This window comes from Nibrella saemangeumensis (assembly GCF_039541915.1).
Classification (GTDB): Bacteria; Bacteroidota; Bacteroidia; order Cytophagales; family Spirosomataceae; genus Nibrella; species Nibrella saemangeumensis.
In genome coordinates this window covers 66373-90151 of record NZ_BAABHD010000077.1, presented here as the reverse complement: position 1 = coordinate 90151, position 23779 = coordinate 66373, and the positions used below count along the sequence as shown (strand labels likewise).

16 protein-coding genes are annotated in these 23779 nt (G+C 54.7%); 4 read left to right on the top strand and 12 right to left on the bottom strand.

Features of this window, described 5'->3' with window-relative positions:
* Position 1: 1 nt before the first annotated feature.
* The gene (locus ABD949_RS22295; protein ID WP_345247184.1) at positions 2 to 1945 is read right to left on the bottom strand and encodes a glycoside hydrolase family 97 protein; all 1944 of its coding nucleotides are present in this window, start codon (positions 1943 to 1945) and stop codon (positions 2 to 4) included.
* 282 nt (positions 1946 to 2227) lie between these two features.
* Here ABD949_RS22295 and ABD949_RS22290 point away from each other — a divergent pair, with 282 nt between their 5' ends.
* The 3 genes from ABD949_RS22290 (at position 2228) to lpdA (ending at position 8222) form a co-directional block, all read left to right on the top strand.
* A complete protein-coding gene (locus ABD949_RS22290; RefSeq protein ID WP_345247183.1) occupies positions 2228 to 5002 on the top strand; it encodes a 2-oxoglutarate dehydrogenase E1 component in 2775 nt (924 codons plus the stop codon).
* A 64-nt stretch (positions 5003 to 5066) separates the two neighbouring features.
* A complete protein-coding gene (odhB, locus tag ABD949_RS22285; protein WP_345247181.1) occupies positions 5067 to 6704 on the top strand; it encodes a 2-oxoglutarate dehydrogenase complex dihydrolipoyllysine-residue succinyltransferase in 1638 nt (545 codons plus the stop codon).
* A gap of 117 nt (positions 6705 to 6821) precedes the next feature.
* The gene (gene lpdA, locus ABD949_RS22280; protein WP_345247180.1) at positions 6822 to 8222 is read left to right on the top strand and encodes a dihydrolipoyl dehydrogenase; all 1401 of its coding nucleotides are present in this window, start codon (positions 6822 to 6824) and stop codon (positions 8220 to 8222) included.
* Between the two features lie 104 nt (positions 8223 to 8326).
* Here lpdA and ABD949_RS22275 read toward each other — a convergent pair whose 3' ends face one another.
* The 3 genes from ABD949_RS22275 to ABD949_RS22265 form a co-directional block, all read right to left on the bottom strand.
* Complete coding sequence (locus ABD949_RS22275; protein WP_345247214.1) at positions 8327 to 9937, bottom strand: acyl-CoA carboxylase subunit beta; 1611 nt, start codon at positions 9935 to 9937, stop codon at positions 8327 to 8329.
* Positions 9938 to 10077: 140 nt separating this feature from the next.
* The gene (locus ABD949_RS22270; RefSeq protein WP_345247179.1) at positions 10078 to 11103 is read right to left on the bottom strand and encodes an MlaD family protein; all 1026 of its coding nucleotides are present in this window, start codon (positions 11101 to 11103) and stop codon (positions 10078 to 10080) included.
* Positions 11104 to 11211: 108 nt separating this feature from the next.
* Positions 11212 to 12186 carry an N-acetylmuramoyl-L-alanine amidase family protein gene (locus tag ABD949_RS22265; RefSeq protein ID WP_425576793.1) on the bottom strand — a complete coding sequence of 325 codons (975 nt, stop codon included), beginning with the start codon at positions 12184 to 12186 and terminating at the stop codon, positions 11212 to 11214.
* A gap of 70 nt (positions 12187 to 12256) precedes the next feature.
* Between ABD949_RS22265 and ABD949_RS22260 the strand changes: the two genes are divergently transcribed.
* Positions 12257 to 15142: a putative LPS assembly protein LptD gene (locus tag ABD949_RS22260; protein WP_345247177.1), complete on the top strand. Its 2886-nt coding sequence runs from the start codon at positions 12257 to 12259 to the stop codon at positions 15140 to 15142.
* 53 nt (positions 15143 to 15195) lie between these two features.
* On the opposite strand, the gene ABD949_RS22255 is transcribed toward ABD949_RS22260, so the two are convergent.
* From ABD949_RS22255 to ABD949_RS22220, 8 genes are all read right to left on the bottom strand, one after another.
* A complete protein-coding gene (locus ABD949_RS22255; protein WP_345247176.1) occupies positions 15196 to 16104 on the bottom strand; it encodes an SRPBCC family protein in 909 nt (302 codons plus the stop codon).
* 161 nt (positions 16105 to 16265) lie between these two features.
* Complete coding sequence (locus tag ABD949_RS22250) at positions 16266 to 17132, bottom strand: metallophosphoesterase (RefSeq protein ID WP_345247175.1); 867 nt, start codon at positions 17130 to 17132, stop codon at positions 16266 to 16268.
* A gap of 54 nt (positions 17133 to 17186) precedes the next feature.
* A complete protein-coding gene (locus ABD949_RS22245; RefSeq protein ID WP_345247174.1) occupies positions 17187 to 18860 on the bottom strand; it encodes a complex I subunit 4 family protein in 1674 nt (557 codons plus the stop codon).
* Between the two features lie 6 nt (positions 18861 to 18866).
* Entirely contained in the window at positions 18867 to 20777 is a 1911-nt protein-coding gene (locus tag ABD949_RS22240) for an NADH-quinone oxidoreductase subunit 5 family protein (protein WP_345247212.1), read from the bottom strand.
* Positions 20778 to 20836: 59 nt separating this feature from the next.
* Positions 20837 to 21454: a 2OG-Fe(II) oxygenase gene (locus ABD949_RS22235; RefSeq protein ID WP_345247173.1), complete on the bottom strand. Its 618-nt coding sequence runs from the start codon at positions 21452 to 21454 to the stop codon at positions 20837 to 20839.
* A 34-nt stretch (positions 21455 to 21488) separates the two neighbouring features.
* Entirely contained in the window at positions 21489 to 21800 is a 312-nt protein-coding gene (gene nuoK, locus ABD949_RS22230; protein ID WP_345247172.1) for an NADH-quinone oxidoreductase subunit NuoK, read from the bottom strand.
* On the bottom strand, positions 21787 to 22332 hold the full coding sequence (locus ABD949_RS22225; protein ID WP_345247211.1) for an NADH-quinone oxidoreductase subunit J family protein: 546 nt from the start codon (positions 22330 to 22332) through the stop codon (positions 21787 to 21789). Before ABD949_RS22225 ends, nuoK begins: the two co-directional genes overlap by 14 nt.
* Before the next feature lie 25 nt (positions 22333 to 22357).
* On the bottom strand, positions 22358 to 23674 hold the full coding sequence (locus tag ABD949_RS22220; RefSeq protein ID WP_345247171.1) for a 4Fe-4S dicluster domain-containing protein: 1317 nt from the start codon (positions 23672 to 23674) through the stop codon (positions 22358 to 22360).
* Positions 23675 to 23779: the final 105 nt, after the last annotated feature.

Below are 23779 nucleotides of genomic sequence, written 5' to 3'. Positions count from 1 at the left end.
GCTACTTACTAAACCGCGCTACCCAGCCACCACCGGCCGCCATTGGGATAGTAACCGTTTCGCCTTTGCGAACGGTTTTTACTTCACGCACATAGTCGCTGCCGACGCGCTCGGCGTTGGGGCCGTCGCGGAAAACATCCATCTGGTAGGTACCGTCGACCAAAAAGTCGAGTTTGACGGAGAGGTCGCGGGCGGTCCAGTCGGTCATGGAGCCGAGGTACCAGGTATCGCCTTTGCGCCGGGCGATGGTTACGTAATCGGCTACTTTGCTGTCCAGCGGTACGACTTCATCCCAAGTGACGGGTACCGTGGTGAGGAACTTTAGCACATCCGGTTCGCGCTCGTAGGCGGTTGGGGCATCGGCCAGCATCTGCAACGGTGCGTGGTAGACCACAAACATGGCTAGCTGATGGGCGCGGGTGCCCTGGCTCATCGGCTGCTCAAAGATCATGCGCCAGTTATCTTTGTTCATGTTGGTCATCGCCCCCGGCGTGTAATCCATCGAGCCGGCCAGCATCCGGATGAACGGCAGCGTCACATCATGTTCCGGGGTAATGCCCTGCGGATTAAACTTGTTCCACTCCAGTCCTTTTACGCTCTCCCGGTTGATGTTGTTGGGAAACGTACGTTGCAGACCGGTGGGTTTATAGGCACCATGGTAGTTCACCAGCATCTTCCGCTTGGCCGCTTCGCGCAGCAACCGCTCGTAAAAGTTGACCACCACCTGGTCGTCGCGGTCCATAAAATCGACTTTTACACCCGCTATCCCCCATTTGGCGAACTGGTCGAGGGCGGGCAGCATCTGCCGGTCCAGTGTATGCCAGACGCACCACAGAATAAGGCCCACGTTCTTTTGTTTAGCGTAGCGGACCACCTCGTCCATATCCAGCTTACTCGCCGACTTCAGCAGGTCGAACTGATCCGACCAACCTTCATCCAGGTTTACATACTCAATGCCGTTGCGGGCGGCAAAGTCGATAAAGTATTTATATGTCTCGGTATTGAAACCTGATGTAAACGGCACGCCGGTCAGGTTATTTGCGCTCCACCAGTCCCAGGCCACTTTGCCGGGCTTCACCCACGACACGTCGCCCAGCTTGTTCTCCGACGCCAGCAGGTACACCAGTTGGTTGTTCAGCAGTTCTCTGTCATTCTGCGCCACCACCACCACCCGCCAGGGAAAGGCCCGCGTACCCACAGTACGGGCCAGGTAAGGCTCCCGCTCACGCACCAGCATATTAAATTTCATATGCCCGCCCTGCTCTACCCGTTTCGGGTAAGCCGGCAGCAAACCCATCAGGGTATTTGCCTGCGTCGAGTCACGCTTCAGGTATAAACCAGGGTAATCCAGCAAATCGGATTCCAGAAAGGCCAGCCGTACACCGTTGGGCACTTCAGCCAATAGCGGCAAACTACTCTGCTGCGTCTGCTGCGACAGGGGTTTGTACAGGTAATCCGATTCAAACGAGCCCAGAAAATCACTGGGGTGAAAATAGGCCGGCCAATCGCCCGCCAGCCGGTACTGCACCTCCTCACGCTGCACCCGGATGGAGTCCCGCAGATTGGTAACAAAGCGGTACGCCACCCCTTCATTATACGCCCGGAAAATGATCGAAAAGTTCTCGCGAAAATCCAGCCGCAGCTCATTATACCGCTCGGGAATGGTTTGGGTGATTCCGTAGAGCGGAGTCACCGCCCGGTTCGCATTGGCTACTGTCTGCTTCCGGAAGGTACTGTTCCGGCCCAGCGTACGGCCGTCGGTCAGGGTCATGGACAGCGCCGAGGGCTGGAGCAGGTCGAGACCGTTATGACTGACTCGGTAGCGAACCTGAGTTCCGACCTCAACTGTTATACGCAATTGCTGATTGGGCGATTGTACCTGGAACGTCCGGTCGGCACCGAGCAGGGATGGGACTGTTAGCCAGCATCCGAGAAAAGTCAACACAGTCAGGCGATACCGCATAAGAGCATGGAGAAATGAAAAAAGAGTTTGATTTGTTAAATTAAATAGGCACGCTTTTGTTCTTACTAAAGCAGGGCTTGATTTAAAAGCCTCATCAGAGCCGGTATTACCCAATGGCTATACGATCACAAGCAAACATTGTATTGGACAAAGGTACAGCGGCTTTCATTAGACAAGGTATTGGATAAAAACAGGAAAAATAATGTATGTCCTTCGGCAATCATCTTATAACTTTGTCGGTTAAACAACGCGACGCGTCTTTTTATGGATAAGTATTCGTATATAGCTAATTCTGACGCGGCTTACATCGACCAATTGTACCAGTCTTACAGACAAGACCCGGGTTCGGTGGATGAAAGCTGGCAGAAATTTTTTGAAGGCTTTGAGTTCTCTCAAACCTATAGTGAATCCACCAATGGCAATGGGAACGGCGCACCGACACCAACCAATGGTGTAGCTGCGGCTAAAGGCGCTCCGACCGAACTGGACAAAAACCACGTCGATAAAGAACTGCGGGTTCGGAATCTGATTCTGGGCTACCGGTCAAGAGGTCACCTGCTCTCCCTGACCAATCCGATCCGGAAACGCAAAGATCGTCAGCCGCTGCTCGACCTGAGCGATTTCGGCTTGTCGGAAGCCGATCTGGATACCGTTTTTGAGTGCGGGAATGAGTTAAAGATGGGACCGGCTACGCTCCGCGACATCCTCGACAAGCTGAAGAAGGTCTATACCAACTGCATCGGCTTCGAGTATATGTACATTCGGGAGCCGGCTATTCTGGAATGGTTCAAGGCTAAAGTGGAGAAGGAGATGCCGGAGTATAAGCCCTCACATGAGGAGAAAACCCGCATCCTGTCTAAACTGAACGAAGCTGTCGTATTCGAGAACTTCCTGCACACTAAGTACCTGGGTCAGAAGCGCTTTTCGCTGGAAGGTGGCGAAACGACCATTCCGGCCCTGGACGCCATGATTACCGCTGCCGCTGATCTGGGCGTCGAGGAAATCATGATCGGTATGGCCCACCGGGGTCGCCTGAACGTGCTGGCCAATATTCTGGGCAAGACCTACGATGCCATCTTCAACGAATTTGAAGGTAACCTGCCCGAAGAGATTTACGGCGACGGTGACGTAAAATACCACATCGGCTATTCCAGCCAGGTAGAGACGCCCACCGGCAAGCAGGTAAGCCTGAAGCTGGCTCCGAACCCCTCGCACCTGGAAGCGGTTAATCCGGTGGTCGAAGGCTTTGTGCGCGCCCGCGCCGACGGGTTATTCGACAGCGATTACGACAAAGTAATGCCGGTGCTGATCCACGGCGACGCAGCCGTAGCCGGACAGGGCATTGTGTATGAAGTAGCGCAGATGTCGAAACTGGCCGGTTACCATACCGGAGGTACCTTCCACTTTGTGATCAACAATCAGGTTGGCTTTACCACCGACTTCGAAGATGCACGCTCGTCGATCTACTGTACCGACGTGGCCAAAATCATTGATGCACCGGTGCTGCACGTCAACGGTGATGATCCGGAGTCTGTGGTATTCTGTATGAAGCTGGCCGTGGAGTTCCGGGAGAAATTCAACCGGGATATTTTCGTGGATATGGTTTGCTACCGCCGGCACGGCCACAACGAATCAGACGAGCCGAAGTTCACGCAGCCGACCATGTACACGGCCATTGCCAAGCACCCAAACCCCCGTGAAATTTACAACCGGGCGCTGATTGAGCGGGGCGAAGTTGACGCCGAGCTCGCCAGTAAAATGGATGCTGAGTTTAAGGCCAGTCTTCAGGAGCGGCTCGATATGGTGAAGCAGAAGGCGCTGCCCTACAAATACCCGAAGATGGAGCAGGAGTGGCGTAGCCTCCGCCGGTCGACACCCGAAGATTTCGACCAGTCGCCGGAAACTGGTGTGCCGCTGGAGCAACTCGAAAAAGTTGGTCAGGCGCTGGTGAAGATCCCGGAGGGTTTTAAACCAATCAAGCAGATTGATAAGTTGCTCAAAGACCGGCAGCAGATGCTGTTTGAGTCCCGGCAGGTCAACTGGGGTACCGCCGAACTGCTGGCTTATGGATCTATTTTAAGTGAAGATAAAGTTGTCCGGCTGAGCGGTCAGGACGTGCAGCGGGGTACATTTTCGCACCGCCATGCCGTGCTGCACGACAGCGAGACCAACGAATCATACAACAGTCTGAACTACATCCAGGACAACCAGCAACCGTTCCGAGTGTATAACTCGCTCCTGTCGGAATACGGCGTTCTGGGCTTTGAGTTCGGCTATTCACTGGCTAATCCGAACGCGCTGGTGATCTGGGAAGCCCAGTTTGGAGATTTCGCCAACGGCGCTCAGGTAATGATCGACCAGTTTGTGTCATGCTGCGAAACCAAGTGGAACCGCATGAACGGCGTCGTGCTGCTGCTGCCCCATGGCTACGAAGGCCAGGGACCCGAGCACTCCAACGCCCGCCCGGAGCGCTTTCTGCAGCTGTCGGCCGAGTACAATTGGGTGGTGGCTAATGTAACCACTCCCGCCAACCTGTTCCACATGCTACGCCGGCAACTGGCGTGGCCGTTCCGCAAGCCGCTGGTGGTGATGTCGCCGAAGTCGCTGCTGCGTCATCCGCAGGTAATTTCGCCCGTAGATGAGCTGGTCAATGGCCGTTTCCGGGAGGTGATTGGCGACAGCTACGCCGAGGCCAAAAAGGTAAAACGCGCGCTGCTTTGTACGGGTAAAATCTATTACGAACTCCTCGAAAGACAGCAGGCCGACAAGCGCGACGATGTAGCCATTGTACGCGTTGAGCAATTGCACCCGCTACCGAAGAAGCAATTGGATGAGGTACTGGGTCAATACAAAAAGGCGGAGGTGGTATGGGTTCAGGAAGAGCCGGAGAACATGGGCTACTGGACCTATATGTTGCGGGCAATGCCGGAGGTGAAGCTGCGGGTAATCGCCCGGGAAGCCTCGGCCTCACCCGCGACGGGCTACTCCAAAGTTCACGCCAAAGAACAAGCCGAACTTATCCAGAAAGCGTTTGAATAAAAGAGCAGGCAGTTTGCAATTGGGATCTGCCTATTGCAAACTGCCTGCTGTAAACTAAAAAAGAATGGCTGTCGAAATGAAAGTCCCCGCTGTAGGGGAGTCAATCACCGAAGTAACGGTCGGAACCTGGTACAAGAAAGAGGGCGATACAGTGAAAATGGATGAGGTACTCTGCGGCCTCGATTCCGATAAAGCAACGTTCGAGTTAACCGCCGAAGCCGACGGCGTCCTGCACATTCTGGCGCAGGAAGGCGACGTGCTGCCCATTGGGGCGGCTATCTGCTCGATTGAATCCAATGGAGCCGCCACTGGTGCTGCGCCGGCCCCGGCTGCACAGCCGGTCAAAGCCGAAGCACCGAAAGCCGCCGAAGCCGAGCCCCAGGCCGCTAAACCGACCATGCAGGCCGTTGCCGAACCAGCTACCGCTCCCGCATCGGCCCCGGCTGCTTCGACTATCGAAATGAAGGTACCGTCTGTAGGCGAGTCCATTACGGAAGTAACCATCGCATCCTGGAGCAAGAAAGACGGCGATCAGGTTCAGCTTGATGAAGTGTTGTGCGAACTGGAATCTGATAAAGCAACGTTTGAGCTGCCCGCCGAAGCGGCTGGTACGTTGCGCATTGTAGCGCAGGCCGGTGAAACGCTGCCCATCGGTGCGGTCATCGCCCGCATCGAAACCGGAGCCGCAGCTGTGCAACCATCGGCACCAGCTCAGCCGGCTCAGGCCGCCCAACCGGCCGAAGCCCCCGCCAATGGTCAGACCGGCTACGCAGCCAGTCATCCGTCACCGGCAGCCGCCAAAATACTGTCTGAAAAGGGCGTTGATCCACAGCAGGTACAAGGCTCCGGCGTGGGTGGCCGCATCACCAAAGAAGATGCTGTAAATGCGCAGGCTGCCGCTAAACCAGCTCCTGCACCTGCCCAATCGGCCCCGGCTCCCCAGCCAGCGGCCAAACCTGCTGCGCCATCACCGGCAGCTTCGGCACCCGCTCCGTCTGGCGAACGCAGCCAGCGTCGGGAGAAGATGACGTCGCTGCGGAAGACCATTGCGCGTCGTCTGGTAGCGGTGAAGAACGAAACGGCGATGCTGACTACCTTCAACGAGGTAGACATGAAGCCGATCATGGACCTGCGGGCCAAGTACAAAGACAAGTTCAAGGACAAACATGCCGTTGGCCTGGGCTTTATGTCGTTCTTCACCCGAGCCATTTGTATCGCGCTGAAGGAGTTCCCGGCCGTAAACGCGATGATTGATGGTGACAATATCGTCTATAACGACTACTGCGATATTTCCATAGCCGTTTCAACCGAGCGTGGTCTGGTGGTACCGGTGATCCGGAATGCCGAGCAGATGAGCTTCCCGCAGATCGAAAAAGAAATTATCCGTCTGGCTGGTCTGGCCCGTGACAACAAACTGACCATCGACCAGATGCAGGGCGGTACGTTCACGATCACCAACGGCGGTATCTTCGGCTCTATGCTTTCGACGCCGATTATCAACGCTCCGCAGTCGGCTATTCTTGGTATGCACAATATCGTAGAGCGGCCGGTGGTGGTGAACGGAGAAATTGTGGTCCGGCCGATTATGTACGTAGCACTTTCGTACGATCACCGGATTATCGACGGGAAAGAATCGGTCAGCTTCCTGGTTCGTGTGAAGCAACTGCTGGAAGATCCGACCCGAATTCTGCTTGATGTATAAGTAAAACGGTTTTGTAAACTGGTTTCCTGACGTTGCCCAGCTCAACCGCTATAAGGCAGCGCGAGGAAACGGTTTACAAAACCGTTTTACTTAAAATGCAAAAATTATACAACCTCTATGCAATACGATGTAATTGTGATCGGCTCGGGTCCGGGCGGCTATGTAGCGGCAATCCGTTGTGCTCAGTTAGGCTTAAAAACGGCCATTGTTGAGAAATATAAGACGCTGGGCGGGACCTGCCTTAATGTGGGCTGTATTCCGTCGAAGGCACTGCTCGACTCATCAGAACACTTTCATAACGCGGCTCATACGTTTGCCGAACACGGTATTCAACTGGCAGAGCTGAAAGTGGACCTCCCGCAGATGATTAAGCGGAAGCAGGGGGTAGTCGACGCTAACGTACAGGGCGTGCAGTTCCTGATGAAAAAGAACAAGATCGATGTTCATCAGGGGCTCGGCTCGTTCGTGGACGCCAATACGCTGAAGGTGAAGAAAGACGACGGCAGCGAAGAGCAGCTCACGACGAAGAATTTTATCATTGCCACCGGCTCCAAGCCGATGTCGTTTCCGTCGATGCAAATCGATAAGAAACGCATCATCAGCTCAACCGAAGCCCTGACGCTCACCGAAGTCCCCAAGCATTTGATCATCATTGGTGCCGGTGTTATCGGTGCGGAATTAGGCTCGGTATACGCCCGCATCGGCGCTAAAGTTTCCTTCGTAGAATATGCCGACTCCATGATTCCAACCATGGACAAAACTATGGGCAAAGAATTGCAGAAGGCCGTGAAGAAACTTGGTGTGGACTTTTACTTCAGCCACAAGGTGACCAGTGTCGTTAACAAAGGAGACCAAGTAGAGGTGATTGCCGACACGCCTAAAGGCGATCAGATTACCCTCACCGGTGACTACTGCCTGGTATCCGTCGGGCGCCGGCCTTACACCGACGGTCTGAACCTGGAAGCAGCCGGACTAAGCACAAACCCCAAAGGCCAGATTGAGGTAGACAACCACCTGCGAACCCAGGTCTCCAATATCTACGCCATCGGCGATGTAATTCGGGGGGCTATGCTGGCCCACAAAGCCGAAGAAGAAGGCGTCTTTGTGGCCGAAACAATTGCCGGGCAGAAGCCGCACATTAACTACCGGCTCATTCCGGGAGTCGTTTATACCTGGCCGGAGGTAGCCAGCGTCGGGTACACGGAAGAAGAAGTAAAGAAAGAGGGCATTCCGTATAAAGTCGGCTCGTTTCCGTTCAAAGCCTTGGGCCGTGCGCGGGCCAGTATGGACCTGGATGGCCTGGTAAAAGTGCTGGCGCATAAGGATACCGACGAGATACTCGGTGTCCACATCATCGGTGCCCGTGCCGCCGACATGATTGCCGAGGCCGTAGTAGCGATGGAGTACCGGGCTTCTGCCGAAGATGTTGCACGAATGTCCCACGCCCACCCGACGTACACGGAGGCTATGAAAGAAGCGTGTATGGCCGCCACTGAAAACCGGGCTATTCACATGTAATCTGGCTAAATTGACGTATAAAACCAGAAGCGGTGTCAGCAAAGGCTGGCACCGCTTCTGGTTTTAAAGCTGCTTATGCAAACACACCGGGGCAGATGCCCCATTTAGGTTTGAATAACGCCTACGTTGAATGGTCGGGTGATGGGTGCGTGGTTGGCGGCTTCAATACCCATCGAGAGGACCGTTCGGGTCTCCAGCGGATCAATTATGGCGTCGACCCACAACCGGGCGGCAGCGTAGTACGGCGACAATTGGGCGTTATACTGGTCGGTGATCTTCTGCAACTGGGCCTGCTCCTGTTCCGGCGTCAGTGGCTGACCTTTCGCTTTCATAGTAGCCACCTGAATCTGGAGCAGCGTCCGGGCTGCCGAGTTGCCGCTCATCACCGCCATCTGCGCGGTAGGCCAGGAAACGATCAGCCGGGGATCATAGGCTTTGCCGCACATGGCATAATTACCGGCTCCATAGGAGTTACCCACGACTACTGTAAACTTGGGCACTACCGAATTGGCCATAGCATTGACCATCTTGGCTCCGTCTTTTATGATACCCCCCTGCTCGGCCCGGCTGCCAACCATAAAACCCGTAACATCCTGCAGAAACACCAGGGGAATGCGCTTCTGGTTGCAGTTCATGATGAAGCGGGCAGCTTTGTCGGCAGCATCGCCGTAGATCACCCCGCCCATCTGCATCTCGGTAGGGGTGCCGGTGCGGCCTTTGGCTTTGACTACCTTCCGCTGGTTGGCTACGATCCCCACAGCCCAGCCATCGATCCGGGCGTAGCCGCACAGCAGCGACTTACCATACAGTTCTTTATACTCGTCAAACTCGGACTTATCCACCATCCGTTCGATAAGCTCCCGCATATCATACGGTTTTACACGATCGATGGGTAAAATATGGTAGATATCCTCCGGGTTTTTGGTGGGAGCGGCCGGGGCTACCCGGTCAAAACCGGCGGTTTCGCGGTGACCGGTCTTATCCATAATACGTTTAATAGCATCGAGACAGCTTTTGTCATCGGGGTATTTGTTGTCGGTCACGCCCGAAATTTCGCAGTGGGTGCTGGCTCCGCCTAAGGTTTCAGCGTCAACATCTTCGCCGATAGACGCTTTTACCAGATACGGTCCGGCCAGGAAGATGGAGCCGGTACCTTCTACAATCAGGGCTTCGTCGGACATGATGGGCAGATACGCGCCACCGGCAACGCAACTCCCCATAATAGCCGCAACCTGCAAAATACCCATGGACGACATATGGGCGTTATTACGAAACATCCGGCCGAAATGTTCTTTATCAGCAAAGACCTCATCCTGCAGCGGCAGATACACCCCGGCACTATCAACCAGGTAAATAATCGGCAGGCGGTTTTCCATCGCAATCTCCTGCGCCCGGAGATTCTTCTTCGCCGTGATCGGGAACCAGGCACCGGCTTTTACCGTAGCATCATTGGCCACAATCATACACTGCCGCCCCGACACATAGCCGATGCCGGCAACTACACCACCCGAAGGACAGCCGCCATGCTCGGCATACAGCCCCTCGCCGACAAACAGACCGATTTCCAGAAACGTCGTATCGGGATCGGTCAGGTAATCGATGCGTTCACGGGCGGTGAGTTTGCCTTTGCGGTGCTGGTCTTCGATCTTTTTCGGACCTCCTCCCAGTTTGGTCTGCCGACTCCGGTGGTGCAGTTCGTCCAGAAGTGGAGACATGGGTGTGTTTGTCGTTACCATGAAATCAGTTCGTTATGTATCGATGAAGTAGCCCCGAAATAGGGCATGAATTCCGAAAAAACAAAACCCCAGCCTAAGCCGGGGATTCGTCTTATAAGCGTGCCTTTGGCAACCGTTCTTTACTGGTCGGCTGTTTTGCCGGTAGAATCAACCCGGATGGATGTTGTAGTCGTTACCGTTGTCGTAGACGAAACCGGTGGTACGGGTGGTGCCGCCTTCTTTTTGTCCTTTCCACCAAACAAAGAGAAGTGGACATACCGCTTCGGATTCTCGCGCAGGTCAGTCAGCAGCCGGTCCAGACTGGCCGTGCTATTGGTCAGGTTCACATAAAGCGCCTGGTCATTGGCCAGCCGGCCCAGGGTTCCCTGGCCGCGTTCAATATCGGCCAGCATACCTTTCATGTTGTTAATGGTTCCGTTGAGGTTGTTCAGCGTCTGCCGCAGTTGCAGGGCATTCAGCGAATCCACAAAGGTGGTCGTCCGCGCCAGCAGCGGCCGGACCTGCCGGTCGGTTTCGACCAAATCGGCCGACAACCGGTTCATCGTTGCCAGCAGTGCCCGGATATTCGCCCGGTTTTCGGCAATGGTTAGCTGCACGGTACCGGTAGCCGTTTCGGCAGCTTTTAAGGTACGGTTCAGGACCAGACCCGTCTGGTCAAATTGCAGAAGTATGCGATTCATGTTGTGTGTCATCGAATCGATATTGTTCAGCACCGGTAATGTTTTTTCCCGGACCATTTCTGCAATTCCCGACTCCTGAGTACCCCGGAGTGTGTCGCCATTTTCCAGTTCGCGGCCGGTTTGGCTTACATCCAGCCGGATGACCTTCCCCCCTAATATTCCCCCATCCGCCAGAATCGCTTTGGTGCCTTCATTCAGCCTGATCTTGTTTTGGATGTCGAGGGTCACCAACAGCTTGTTACCCTGGTTCTGCAGGATCTCTATTTTTTTGACCCGCCCCACCGAGAGGCCATTTATAAGAACGGAGTTAGACGGTGCCAGTCCATCAATGCTATCGTATAAAACTACATATTGCCGGTTTCCGGAGAAGAAGTCAGAGCCTTTCAGGTAGTTAAAACCGAAATAAAGCATCGCCAGCGTCACAACCGCCAGTATGCCAACTTTGGATTCCCTTGATAATTTCATGTAAACGTGTGCGGAAAAACTTCGGCCTACCGACTACCACAGTCGTGCCAGTTATTGCTTATAACTATTATTCAGACCTGTTTGTCCCGCGAAACTACAACATTCAGTTCAATTGGCCGCTTCAATCTCCTGTTTGTACTGCCGAAAGGCCTTGACAATGGCTGTAGATATCTGATCCTGACCCGTTTCGGAGAGCAGGTACTGCTCTTCGGCGGGGTTGGTCAGGTACCCCGATTCAATCAGGACACTAGGCATGGTGGTCCGCCAAAGGACCAGAAAACCCGCTTGTTTTACCCCATTGCTGAGCCGGTCCGCGTTGGTTCGGAAACTACGCTCCACTTTTTGGGCAAAATTGATACTGCTACCCATAAACGCGTGCTGGTAGTTGGCCAGCATAATATGCGCCAGCGGAGAGTCCGGATTAAAGCCTTTGTACGTCTGCTGGTAGTTGGCTTCCTGCAGAATAACGGCGTTTTCGCGCTTGGCGACTTCCAGATTCCCTTCCGTTTTGTGCAGACCCATGGTGTAGGTCTCGGTGCCGTAAATGCGGGATGAGCGTGGGTTGGCGTTACAGTGAATGGATATAAATAGATCCGCCTTACTGCGGTTAGCTATGCTCGACCGTTCGGCCAGCTCAATAAACCGGTCAGTAGTGCGCGTGTATATGACGCGCACCTCGGGCATTTGGCTTTTGATTTTCTGCCCCACCAGCAGTGCCAGTTGAAGATTAATTCTCGCTTCACGGGAGCGACGGCCCATTGCCCCCGGATCTTTTCCCCCATGACCGGCATCAAGCACAACCGTCCGCAGCCGGTTCGGCGACTCCCCGTGGCCCGTGGCGGTGGTGTCTTGCACAACATCCTGGAAGGTGGGTTGCGGTAGAAATGTGAGCGCCAGCAGGGGCAGCAGCGCAACCAGTTGAACAAGTCGACCTAAGCGCGTTGTCTTCAAGGATTTAATAATTTTTAACAAGGAATTACGTTTCAAGGCAGTAATCGGTAAAAAGTTAGAAATAACTTTGTATATCCGGCCACAGCCGCTTATCCACAAATGTAATTTTTTGATAAAACTGGAAAATATCAAGTTTATTTTACGGAATATATTCATTCGGGCATTTATCCTACGGGTTGGCGCGAATATATTGCTTTTCTGCTTGTTAGCGGTACCGGTACTGGCTCAGCGGCCTACCCCCCGTACGATTCCGATAGCGCCCAACACGCAGTTTGGCCCCGGCCGGTCTAACAGTAATCCGGCTTCTACCCAGCCGAATGCCCCCCGGACCAACCAAACCGCACCGGTAAATGCCCCGGCAACGGTCGGAGCTAGTCGGGATACCATTACCCGCGATTCGCTACAGGCTGCCAGTGATTTCCGCACCACGGTTAAATACTCATCAAAAGACTCCAGTTTTTTTGACAACAACACCCAAACGCTGGAGCTTTTCGGGGATGCCGAGGTAAACTACGGCGACATTTCGCTGAAAGCCGACTATATCCGGCTCAACTACACCACCAACGAGGTGTACGCTAAGGGGCGCTACGACTCGACAACGAAAAAGATGGTGGGCCAGCCAGTGTTTAAAGACGGCGAAGGCCAGTATGACACGAAGGAGATTCGCTACAACTTTAAATCGAAGAAAGGGCTGATTCAGGGCGTGGTTACCAGTCAGGGAGAAGGCAACATCCGGGGTACCAACGTAAAGAAAGATGAAGAAGATAACCTCTACATCCGGGGGGCTATCTATACGACCTGTAACCTGGCAACTCCGCACTTTCACATCAACGCCAGCAAGATTAAGGTCGTGCATAATAAACAGGTAGTGGCCGGCCCCTTTAATCTTGTCATTAACCAGGTTCCATTACCGATTGGTTTGCCGTTTGGTTTTTTTCCTTTTCCCAAGAAAAAAGACATTGGCGTGTCAGGCGTCCTGATGCCGCAGTACGGCGAAGAGCCCAATGGCCGTGGCTATTACCTGCGCGACGGAGGCTACTACTGGGCCGTCAGCGAGAACCTGGGCTTACAGTTTAAGGGACAAATCTACTCACGCGGAAGTTGGGGACTAGGGGTTACGTCCGCTTATAACAAACGCTACCGCTTTAGCGGGAATATCGATCTGCGCTTTAACCGCAACCGCTCGGGCGACCGGATCGATACCACCCAAACGCCACGTAATGACTTCGCGGTCATCTGGTCGCACGCGCCCCAGTCGGTCGGCAAGCGGGGTACATTCTCGGCGAACGTAAACGTCAGCAGCAACAGCTATAACCAGTTCAACTCCTTCGATCAGCAGCGGTATGTCTCCAACGTGGCCGGGTCGTCGGTGCAGTACAGCCGCTCGTTTGGGCAGTACGTCAGGGCGAGTGCCAACGCCAGGGTCAACCAGCAGTTTGGTCAGGTAAACCGGGTTACCAACGTGCGCGAGAATGGGCGCACCGATGCATCGACCAACTTCAACCTGGGGGTCAACCAGATTGCGCCGTTTGCGCTCAAAGGTGGTAGCGGCCGCTGGTACGAGAGTTTCCGGGTTGGCTTTGATTTCAGCGGCTCAGCAGGGGTTAGCAACACCATCCGGAACCGGCTGGACACCACAGGTCTGGGTTTCCGGGTTGTGGGCCGCCAATCGATTAGCCGGGTTCAGTTGATTCGGGACAGTATTGCACGGGCGGAACGAATCCGCCGGGGCGAAACCGTTGCCGATCCCAATCTGATCGCCTTCAACATGGCTAACCTGCCAACTATTCTACGGAACGCGCAAATAGAAGGCCGGTACAGTATCCCCATTGGACTACCTAACCTGAAACTGCTCCGATACATCAACCTGACGCCGGGCTTTTCCTTCTCCGGCGACCTTTACACCAAGCGGCTGAATTATAGCTATCTGGGTGGCGATTCCGTTCGCGTTGATACGACCAAAGGGCTTTATACAGTATATAACTTTGCCGTCAGCGCCAGCATGAATACCCGGATGTACGGAACTGTTTTTCTGCGCGGTAAACGACTGGAGGCTATTCGTCACACCTTCGCACCCTCTGTTTCGTTCAGTTACGTACCAAACTTTTCAGATCCAAGCTTTGGGTTCTTCCAGGATTTATCGATGATACCGGGCCTGCGGACTACGCAACAGCGTGTTTCCCGCTTTCGGGGATTAGGCGGATCGGCCGGCAGCAGCCTGCCGGGTGCGTCGGCGTTTATTTCGTTTGGTATTGTCAACCAGCTGGAGATGAAGGTCCGCACCCGCGACGATACCTCGGGGCAGGAGTTCCGGAAAGTTCCGCTATTTGATAACATCAGTTTAACCGGCAGCTACAATATGCTGGCTCAGGAGTACCCGCTGTCGCCCCTGCAGTTGAGCGCCAACACCCAGATTTTCAAGAACATCAGCTTCAACTTTTCGTCGACATTCGATCCATATGCCTATCGGCTCTACGGCGGCAATTACACGTTCCTGTTTCCGGGCAGTGTTGTTCCCGAATACGTACAGGCACCGGTTGTCTCACAGCAGAACTTCACGCGTGTCAACTACTATGCCATTCAGGCCGGGCAGGGCTTATTGCGCATGACCAATATGCAGGCATACCTGAGTACCCGGCTGGCCCCTAAGAGTGCCAATAAGCCGAAACAAAGCCCCAATGCTTCAGATAATACGATGCGGGCAATTAATGCCAATCCGGAACTGTATGTCGACTTTAACGTACCCTGGACCCTGAACGTCAGCTACACGCTGGGTATCAACAAATTTACCCCGACAGAAAGCAGCGTCATTCAGGCGCTGACGCTCACTGGCGATTTCAGCCTGACACCCAAATGGAAATTTACGTTTAACTCCGGTTATGATTTCCAGGCTAAATCGCCATCACTCACGACCATCGGCATCAGCCGGGACCTGCACTGCTGGGAAATGAACTTCAACTGGACCCCCTTTGCCGGCAGCTCATTCCGGGCCAGCAACTACTCCTTCGACCTGCGTGCCCGTTCGGCCATTTTACAGGAACTTAAACTAAGCCGTCGGCGGACCTTCTACGACCGGGGCGGCTTCTAAACAAAAAAGCGCAGGCTTTAGGGCCTGCGCTTTTTTGTTTGAAATAGTCATTATTATACCGTTCCGCTCATCGGGTCCACGTAGGGCATGCCAGGCTGATTCAGCGAGGGCTCCTGAAGCCCCTGATCGGCCAGAGCCGTTGCCGGTTCCTGTGGTCGGCTGCTCGTCGACTGTGGCTGAGTCCCTGACTGCTGGTAGGCTGCCGGCTGAGATTTAATGCTGTTGACAGGCACTTCGCCGGTTTCCATATAGCGTTTGAAGCGACGAATATCCTCTCTGACCATCTCCTTAAAGAGTGGGTTGAACAACTTCGCGACGGCTCCACCCAAGGCACCAGCCGGCGGCTGGTAGCGGATGGTAGCATGTACTTCGGTCCCCCGGTTGTTGGGTGCATCGGTGAAGCGTACCTCACCGGCGTTGTCTACGGTAGCCCCCGGTACCGACTTCCAGACAATACGGCTGTTCTCTTCCTCTTCAATAATTTCGGCATCCCACTCCAGCGTACTTAACCCCGGAACATTTACCGGTTTAGCCTCCCAGTGTGAGCGTCTGGTATCAATCTGCGTCACCCGCTCCAGGTGCTGCATAAACGTGGGCAGATTCTCCAGCTGCCGCCAGAAGCGATACACCTCTTCGCGTGGTTTGTTGATCGTTACACTCCTGCTGATCTCCAGCGGTTCAACACCGTGTCTCTGGTCGCTCGTGGTGCTGTCCCGCCCAATGGCTTCGCTAACCGGGCAATACCCCGAAGCGCCCCGGAAAATCAGGTATCCACCCAAGAGGGCCACTACAGCACCACCCAAGGTTCCCCGTTGTACGCCGATAGCTGTCATGACTGCGCCCCCGGCAGCCGAAATAATACGTTCCGTGTCGCCCACGTTGATGCGACTTGACCCACTAGGATCTGGTGCAACGGCCGACATACCCAGTACATCCGACACCCTCTTCTGTTGTTCTGCCATATGAATCAGATTTACACAATTTCTATAGGTTAAGCATGATAATAGGTTGTAAGATTGCTTCTTACAGCGTCTACACCTGCCTGTTAGGCTAACCTGAGAGCGGTAAGATTGTTAGGAACTCCCGATTAAAATGAGCTTACCTATCTAAAGAATTCACCATTTCAGTGATAATAATGCAGCAGCGTAATCTCCGACCGCGCCCAGAAGCGGAAGGGAACGGTGGAGGTACCAAAGCCTTTGGAAACATACAGAAACGGCTTCTCTTCATTATACCAACCACTGACATACGTCCCTGCCTTTGGCGGCATGACCGGCGCAAATAACCCGAAGAACGTTACCTGCCCGCCATGATTGTGCCCGGCAAACAGGTAGCTGATCGTAATTTTATCAGCCTCGCTCCGGCCGGCATTAATGCGGGCCAGATCTTTCTTTAGCTTTTCCTGCTGCAGAGGGCTATGGATCAAGCCCAGGTGATGGGGTTCCTGCTTCACACCTTCCAGCGCCTGAAAAAGGTTGGCGTCACCTTCCAGTATATCGTCCAGCCCGGTGATCATAAAACGGGTACCACATATCTCATACGCTCTAGATTCGTTGACGAGCAGATCACCGTTATGCTTCCGGTACACATTTCGCAGGGCATCCAGCGAGATGTTGGCTGCGTATTCGTGATTACCAAGAATAGCGACTTTGGGTATTTCTTTAGGCAGGAGGTTCAAAAATTCGTCCAGCGGCTGATTTTCCCCATCGGCATCCACCGAATCACCGGCCATCAGGATCAGGTCGGGCTCTATCTGATTAATGGTTTCGGCCAGCCGGGTGTACCGCGGGTCGACAATGCGCTCCAGGTGCAGATCGGTCAGCAGCAGGATTTTAATCCGGGAGGCTTTGTCTTTGGCAGTTATATTACCGATAGCAAACCGTTTAATCTGGAAAAAATAACGTTCCAGCACCAGCGCATCCAGGGCGGCAATAGCCGCCCCGGCCAAGCCGGCATAAAACAGGGTCTGCTTATGTTTTTGTTGGAGCATGGTCTTGTTGGAAAAAGGTACCCTCTCTACCCAACTACCCAAACGACAAACCGGTTACTCAACGACAAACTTCTCCAGCCAGCGGGCCACACTGGCATTTGTCAGATTGAAGATCAGATTGGGAAACAGGCCCATCAGCAATGCGATAATCCCCAGTGGAATAAGCAGCCAGCGCTCCCGACTGGTCAGGTCAGGCAGGCTATGCGTGGCTTCATGCCGCGACCAGTACGGGCCAAAGAACATTCGCTGTAACGTCCAGAGGAAATAGGCAGCCGCCAGCACAATACCCAGGGTAGCCACAGCGGTCATCCAGCCGGGCAGCCAGAAGGACTGCAAACTCCCCATCAGCGTAAACAGTTCGCCCACAAACCCTGAAAATCCGGGCAAGCCTAACGAGCCGAAGAAGGCAACGGCGGTCAGCGTAGCGTACTGCGGCATGGGAGTGACCAGACCCCGGTAGCTGTCGATGCGCCGGTCGTGGGTGCGGTCGTATATGACCCCCGCGATCAGGAAGAGCATAGCTGATAATACCCCGTGGCTGACCATCTGGTAAATGGCCCCGTTAATCCCCTCCGACGTCAGCGACGCAACGCCCAGCAGCACAAAGCCCATATGCGACACCGATGAATAGGCAATCATCTTTTTTACATCCACCTGCGCCAGTGCGTTCAGGCCTCCGTATACGATGGAAATAACCCCCAGCACCGCCAGCGTGCGGGCGAATTCCGCGCCACCGTCGGGAAACAGGCCCCAGGCAATCCGCAGAAAACCGTAGCCGCCGATCTTCAGCAGCACACCCGCCAATACGACTGACACCGGGGTGGGCGCTTCTACGTGCGCATCGGGCAGCCAGGTATGCAGCGGCACAATGGGTAACTTGATGGCAAAGCCGATAAATACCGCCCAGAACGCCAGCATGCGGGTGGGTAAGCCTAGCAGGATAGTTTCACCGGATAGGCTAAGAAATGAACTCGGCAGGTAATTACCACCGTCGGCCATGTAGCGCAGATCGAAGGTATGCACAATCCCGGGCGGGCTGAGCTGAAAGTTGGCGAGTCTAAGCTGCACCAGCCGGATCATATCCTGCGTTACAGCAGCCGGATCATTCACCATGCCTGAGGCAACGGCGGTACCGACCGGATCCATGACCGACATATACAGGCCAATCATCACCAGCAGGATCAGCAGCGACCCCAACAGCGTGTACAGGAAAAACTTGATGGACGCATACTCCCGGCGCGGCCCACCCCAAAGCCCGATGAGAAAGTACATCGGCAGTAGCATGAACTCAAAAAACAGGAAGAACAGAAAAAAATCCAGAGCCATAAAACAGCCCATCACCGTGCCGGTCAGCAGCAGGTACAGCGAGAAATAGGCTTTTTCCCGGTGACGAATCGACCAGGACGCAACCACGCCGGCCAGCAGCACCACCGCCGACAGCACCACCAGCGGCAGACTAATACCATCTACTCCAACCAGGTAGTCAATGGAGGCAATACCGAAGTTACCCAAGGGAAGGGTGATCCAGTCGGCCTGTTCCAGCAGTTGGTAGTCGGGCTGCCGCCCGTCGAATGCCAGGTAAGCGAGCAGGCTCAATACAAGTTCAACGAGAGCCACACCTAACGCAATCCAGCGGAAACGGTCAGTCCAGCCGGCGGGTAGCAACGCTATTAGCAACGCCCCCAGCAGCGGTATAAAAATCAGAAAAGTCAGTATTGGTATACTCATAAGTCTTTACAGCAACCACCAGAGAAAAAGCAACAGACCCGCCACGGCCGTCGCGATATACGACTGCACCCGGCCACCTTGTACTGACCGGGCCAATCGACCCAGGCGACCCGTCAGCCAGACGGAACCATTGACAAAGCCATCGACAAACCACCGGTCAATCCAGTGGGTCATATGCGCCAGTACCACCGATCCCATGCCGGTACCGTCTACCACCCCATCAATCACCTCCCGGTCGGCACGGTACAGCAGCGATGAGACCAAGCGAACAGGGTTAATGATGCCGCGTTCATAAAATTGGTCCAAAAATCCATAGTCCACCGACGCCCGAACCCAGAACTTAGCCGGGCGGGGTTCGGCCATGCGGAAACCTAACCAGCCACCCAGCACTACGAGGGCTATCGACACGATAGCCAGCCACCAGGGAGCAACCAATTCGTTGCCGGGCAGCCAGTGAAAAAACCAGCTATCATGTGCCGAGAACGGGTTGAACGAAAACCAGAAAGCCACCGATAGCACCGCCAGCAGCAGCACCGGAATCCGCATCAGGTTATCGGGCTCGTGCAGGTGCGGATAAGCAACAGCCTCATTCCGGTAACTCCCGAAGAAAACCAGCCGCCACTGCCGGGCCATATAAAGAGCCGTCAGCCCCGACGACAGCAGCAGCACGTCGGGAATACCATATGCCAGGTTTGTCTCTTGTCCGGCCGCCCAGCCGAGAGCCCCGGCCAGTATGGCCTCTTTGGAGAGGAACCCCGAAAAGAAAGGCAGCCCGGCCAGTGCAGCCGCGCAGAGGGTATAGCTCCAGAAGGTAACCGGTAAGGCCTTTCGCAAACCACCCATCTGGTGCATATCCTGCGTATGTACCGCATGAATAACGGCCCCGGCGCTCAGGAAGAGCCCAGCTTTGAAAAAAGCATGGGTCAGCAGGTGAAACATTGCACCTGATACATTGCTGGTACCCATTCCCGCTACCATCAGTCCGAGTTGGGAGACAGTCGAAAAGGCCAGCACTTTCTTAATATCCGATTGAAATAAGGCAGCGTAGCCTCCCCACAGCGCCGTTATTGTACCAATGATGGTAATAACCAGCAGTGCATCCGGCGAAAACACCGGGTGAATACGCGCCAGCAGAAAAATACCGGTCGCCACCATCGTAGCTGCGTGCAGCAGCGCCGATACGGGCGTAGGCCCTTCCATGGCATCAGGTAACCAGGTCAGCAGCGGAAACTGCGCCGATTTGGCAACGCAGCCCATAAACAGACACAATCCGACTACCGTAGGCATACCACCCGGCGGCACCGCCATGCCAAAAGCCGACAGCTCGGTCGTGCCGATCAGGTGGTACATGGAGATGATTCCGAACAGGAAGGCGGCATCGCCCACCCGGTTCATCAAAAACGCCTTTTTGGCCGCCGACGTAGCCGCCGGGCGCTCGTACCAAAACCCAATGAGCAGGTACGAAGCCAACCCGACTAACTCCCAGAAAGCATACAGAATGATAAGGTTTCCGGCGAGCACAATGCCCAGCATGGCTCCGGTAAATAGTTGCAGATACGCAAAGTACCGGTTTAGCCGGGGTTCGTCGTGCAGGTAGGATATAGAATACACCTGCACCAGCAGGGCCACAAAATGCACGAGCAGCAGCATGAGTACCGCCAGGCGGTCCAGTTGAAAGCTGATCGATAACGAAACATCCGGCAGGCTAACCCAGTCGCGCCGGAGAAAGACAGGCTCGTCGGGTAGCAGTAGCGCCAACGCCAGGGATATGACCAGCCCGATCAGCGTCAGACCAGCCGCTATCCAGCCGGAACACCTGGTTGCCGGTAAATTTAGTACCACCAGAAAGCCGAAAAACGGCAGAAGGAGTACTCCAATCAGGAGGAATGTAAGAAGCGACAAGGGATTATCGGGCATCCGGGTAGCAACTAATGGCGGCAAATATCCTGATTAAACGGCCGCAAAGCAAACCGAACTCAGGCACCGGTCTTCAGCCAGCCTGTCAGGCTCAGCCGCTCCCGCGTTGCCGGGAGTACCTCGTGTTCCAGCCGGCCACTCTCAAAACAGACCAGCCGGCCTCCTTTGGGCAGGATGATTTCCGTACGTTCCTGCCCGTCTGTCTGCGGCAGGTAAATCGCCAGTTGCCCGCCGTCATTCTCCTGCCAGTCCTGGTTCAGGTAACAGATAACCGACAACTTACGCCGGGAGTCGGTGCGGAACTGGTCGAGGTGGCGCTTGTAGAACGTTCCGGGCGGATATAAGGCGTAATGGAATTCTGACTCGCGCAGGCCGAGAAAACAGGTACGGTTAACATAATGCATAAACTCCTCAACCCGTTGGACAAAGGCGGCTTCCTCCAGCGTCAGATCGGCTTCATCGAGCCAATGAATTTCGTCGCCCCGAATCCGGGTCTCCACCGTTACCTGCTGGTTGCCAATTCCCGCCGTACGGAACTGCCCCTGCGCCCGGCGTTCCCGCAAGCGAGTCGCTAATGCCGTGACTTCATCGGCCGACAGAAAATCATCGGCAATGCCATAGCCGACTTCCACAATTCCATCTATTAATGTTTCAAAGCGTTCTTCCAAGGTGTTCATAGCGGCAAGGCCCGAAAAGAATTTCCAGGGTACATTATTGCTTCATCTCGTTCAGTTCGTCCAGCTGCACCGTCTGGAAGTGCCGGTACACCTGAATAATAATGGCCAGGGCAATGGCCGCTTCGGCGGCTGCCACTATCATCACAAACAAAGCCAGCATCTGCCCCTGTAACCGGTCGGGGTCATACTGACTAAAGGCTACCAGATTCAGATTGACGGCGTTCAACATCAACTCTATACCCATCAACACCATAATGGCATGACGCTTCAGCAGCACAACAGCCAGTCCAATACTGAACAGGGCCGCAGCCACCAACAAATACCAGCCGAGGTTAATGGGTTCCATCCGAAGTGTTAGCTTTACGTGGGTAAGACAGATACGCAGCACCTACCAGCGCAGCCAGTAACAAAATACCAGCAATTTCAAAGGGTACTACATACTCCGTCATGAGCTGTTTGCCAATCGTATCCACGCTGGTTTGCCAGACGGCCGGCCGGTTAAGCAACACATAGGTAGACCGCACCAGCACACTGTACAAAGCACCAAACAGCGCGCCAGCCACCAGCAGGGCTACCAGCCAGTTCCGGTTCCGGGTCAGGATGTAATTAGGACGCTGGCTATCGTTTCCGCCTGCCGATGACGCCGTCTTGCTGGTCAGCATCACCCCAAAAATAACCAGCACCAGCACTCCACCTACATAGATCATAATCTGGGCAACAGCCAGAAAGTCGGCGCTGGCCAGCACAAACAGGCCGGCAACCCCCAGTAACGTCAGGAGCAGAAAAAAAGCGCCGTAGAGTACATTCCGGGTAAGTAGGACGGCCAGCGCCCCGATAAGGGTCAGGAGCGCAAATCCGTAAAAAGCCAGTTCAATCATCCGGGCAAAGATAGTCAGTCCGGTCTTATTCTCCTGCACCCGGTTCAGACTCCGGCGACTGGGAGGCAGTTGGCTTTGGTTTCATGGTCGGCCGGAACGCCGGACGCGGCTTGGGTGCTACGTCGGTAGGTTCTGCCGCCGGCGACTGGTCCGGAGCCGATTCTGTCGGTGGAACCGGAGCTTCAGCAGTTCCGGAACTCTTTGGCTTCATGGTTGGCCGGAAAGCCGGTTTCTTCGGCGGCTCAGGCGCAACGGATGCTGCCGGGTCCGGCGCCCTAGCTTCGAGAGGGGCTGATGTTGCTTCAGGCTGTGGTTCTTCAGCCTTCGGCTTCATGGTCGGCCGGAAGGCGGGCTTCTTCGGCGGCTCTGGTGCCGTTGGGGCAGCCGACTCCGGTGGTGTTGTCGGCTCCCCTGTCTCAGCCGCATCGGTTTTAGGCTTCATGCTCGGCCGGAAGGCCGGGCGAGTCGGTGCAGGCTTGTTGACGTCTTCGGTGACAGCAGCTGGCTCCGCTGGTGTTTCAGCATTGGCATTACCGGCCGGTATTTCGTCAGTGGCAGCAGGCTTTGTTAACGGCTTTTGCGTAGGCCGGAAGGCCGGGCGCTTCGGTGCCGGGATTTCAGCCTTATTTTCCGTTGGCCCGGCTGCGGGCGTAGGTTCCGTGACCGGCACTGTTTCAGTTGTACTGGCTGCCGGCTTCTGCGTAGGCCGGAACACCGGACGTTTGGGAGCCGCCGACTCAGCAGGCGGCTCGGCTTTTACTTTGGCGGCTGCCTGTTGCGCTTTTAATTCTTCTTTTTCACGCTGGAACTGCTCAATTAAGCGTTTCTTTTCTTCGGCCTCTTCAGGGCTCAGGTTCGAAAAGTTATAAGTGAGATTACCCAGTTCAAATACACTGTAGTCGAAGGTCTTTTCCATCGTCAGGCACTCGGTCGGGCAAACGACCGTGCAGAGGCCGCAGTAACAGCACTTGGCCATGTCAATGTCGAACTTGGAAGCATAAAGTCGAATAGGTGACCCGTCCGACGCTCTGCCAATCTCTTCCGTGGCTTTGATGGCTTCAATGGTAATACAGTCGACCGGGCATACCTTGGCGCACTTATCGCAGACGATGCAGTCGTCAATCTCATTGTGAAGCCGGTAGCGGCCGTTGTCCGGAATAGGCAACTTTTCGTGTGGGTACTGGAGCGTGACCAGGCCACTCTGCTGCTCAAAGTAATTATCCTCCGCCACCCCCATGGGTTTCCGGCGGCTGGTTGCATCGCGCAGGTGCTGCAGGGTCAGTTTTAAGCCTTGTAGCGTGGTGCTGATGCCTTCCTTTATATCGGTGAAGTAGCTACTCATGGTTAAAAATAAAAACGCAGAGAGCGCTCAGCGTTCCGGCAAAGTTCGCAAAGAAAACTATGCAAACCGCGCCGAAGACCTGGCATCCTCTGCGTCTAACAAAAA

Excerpts from the sequence above, each read along its gene's own strand:
- ABD949_RS22290 (WP_345247183.1), top strand. The coding sequence starts at position 2,228 with ATGGATAAGTATTCGTATATAGCTAATTCTGACGCGGCTTACATCGAC.
- odhB (WP_345247181.1), top strand. The coding sequence starts at position 5,067 with ATGGCTGTCGAAATGAAAGTCCCCGCTGTAGGGGAGTCAATCACCGAA.
- lpdA (WP_345247180.1), top strand. The coding sequence starts at position 6,822 with ATGCAATACGATGTAATTGTGATCGGCTCGGGTCCGGGCGGCTATGTA.
- ABD949_RS22275 (WP_345247214.1), bottom strand. The coding sequence starts at position 9,937 with ATGTCTCCACTTCTGGACGAACTGCACCACCGGAGTCGGCAGACCAAA.
- ABD949_RS22270 (WP_345247179.1), bottom strand. The coding sequence starts at position 11,103 with ATGAAATTATCAAGGGAATCCAAAGTTGGCATACTGGCGGTTGTGACG.
- ABD949_RS22255 (WP_345247176.1), bottom strand. The coding sequence starts at position 16,104 with ATGGCAGAACAACAGAAGAGGGTGTCGGATGTACTGGGTATGTCGGCC.
- ABD949_RS22250 (WP_345247175.1), bottom strand. The coding sequence starts at position 17,132 with ATGCTCCAACAAAAACATAAGCAGACCCTGTTTTATGCCGGCTTGGCC.
- ABD949_RS22245 (WP_345247174.1), bottom strand. The coding sequence starts at position 18,860 with ATGAGTATACCAATACTGACTTTTCTGATTTTTATACCGCTGCTGGGG.
- ABD949_RS22240 (WP_345247212.1), bottom strand. The coding sequence starts at position 20,777 with ATGCCCGATAATCCCTTGTCGCTTCTTACATTCCTCCTGATTGGAGTA.
- ABD949_RS22235 (WP_345247173.1), bottom strand. The coding sequence starts at position 21,454 with ATGAACACCTTGGAAGAACGCTTTGAAACATTAATAGATGGAATTGTG.
- nuoK (WP_345247172.1), bottom strand. The coding sequence starts at position 21,800 with ATGGAACCCATTAACCTCGGCTGGTATTTGTTGGTGGCTGCGGCCCTG.
- ABD949_RS22225 (WP_345247211.1), bottom strand. The coding sequence starts at position 22,332 with ATGATTGAACTGGCTTTTTACGGATTTGCGCTCCTGACCCTTATCGGG.
- ABD949_RS22220 (WP_345247171.1), bottom strand. The coding sequence starts at position 23,674 with ATGAGTAGCTACTTCACCGATATAAAGGAAGGCATCAGCACCACGCTA.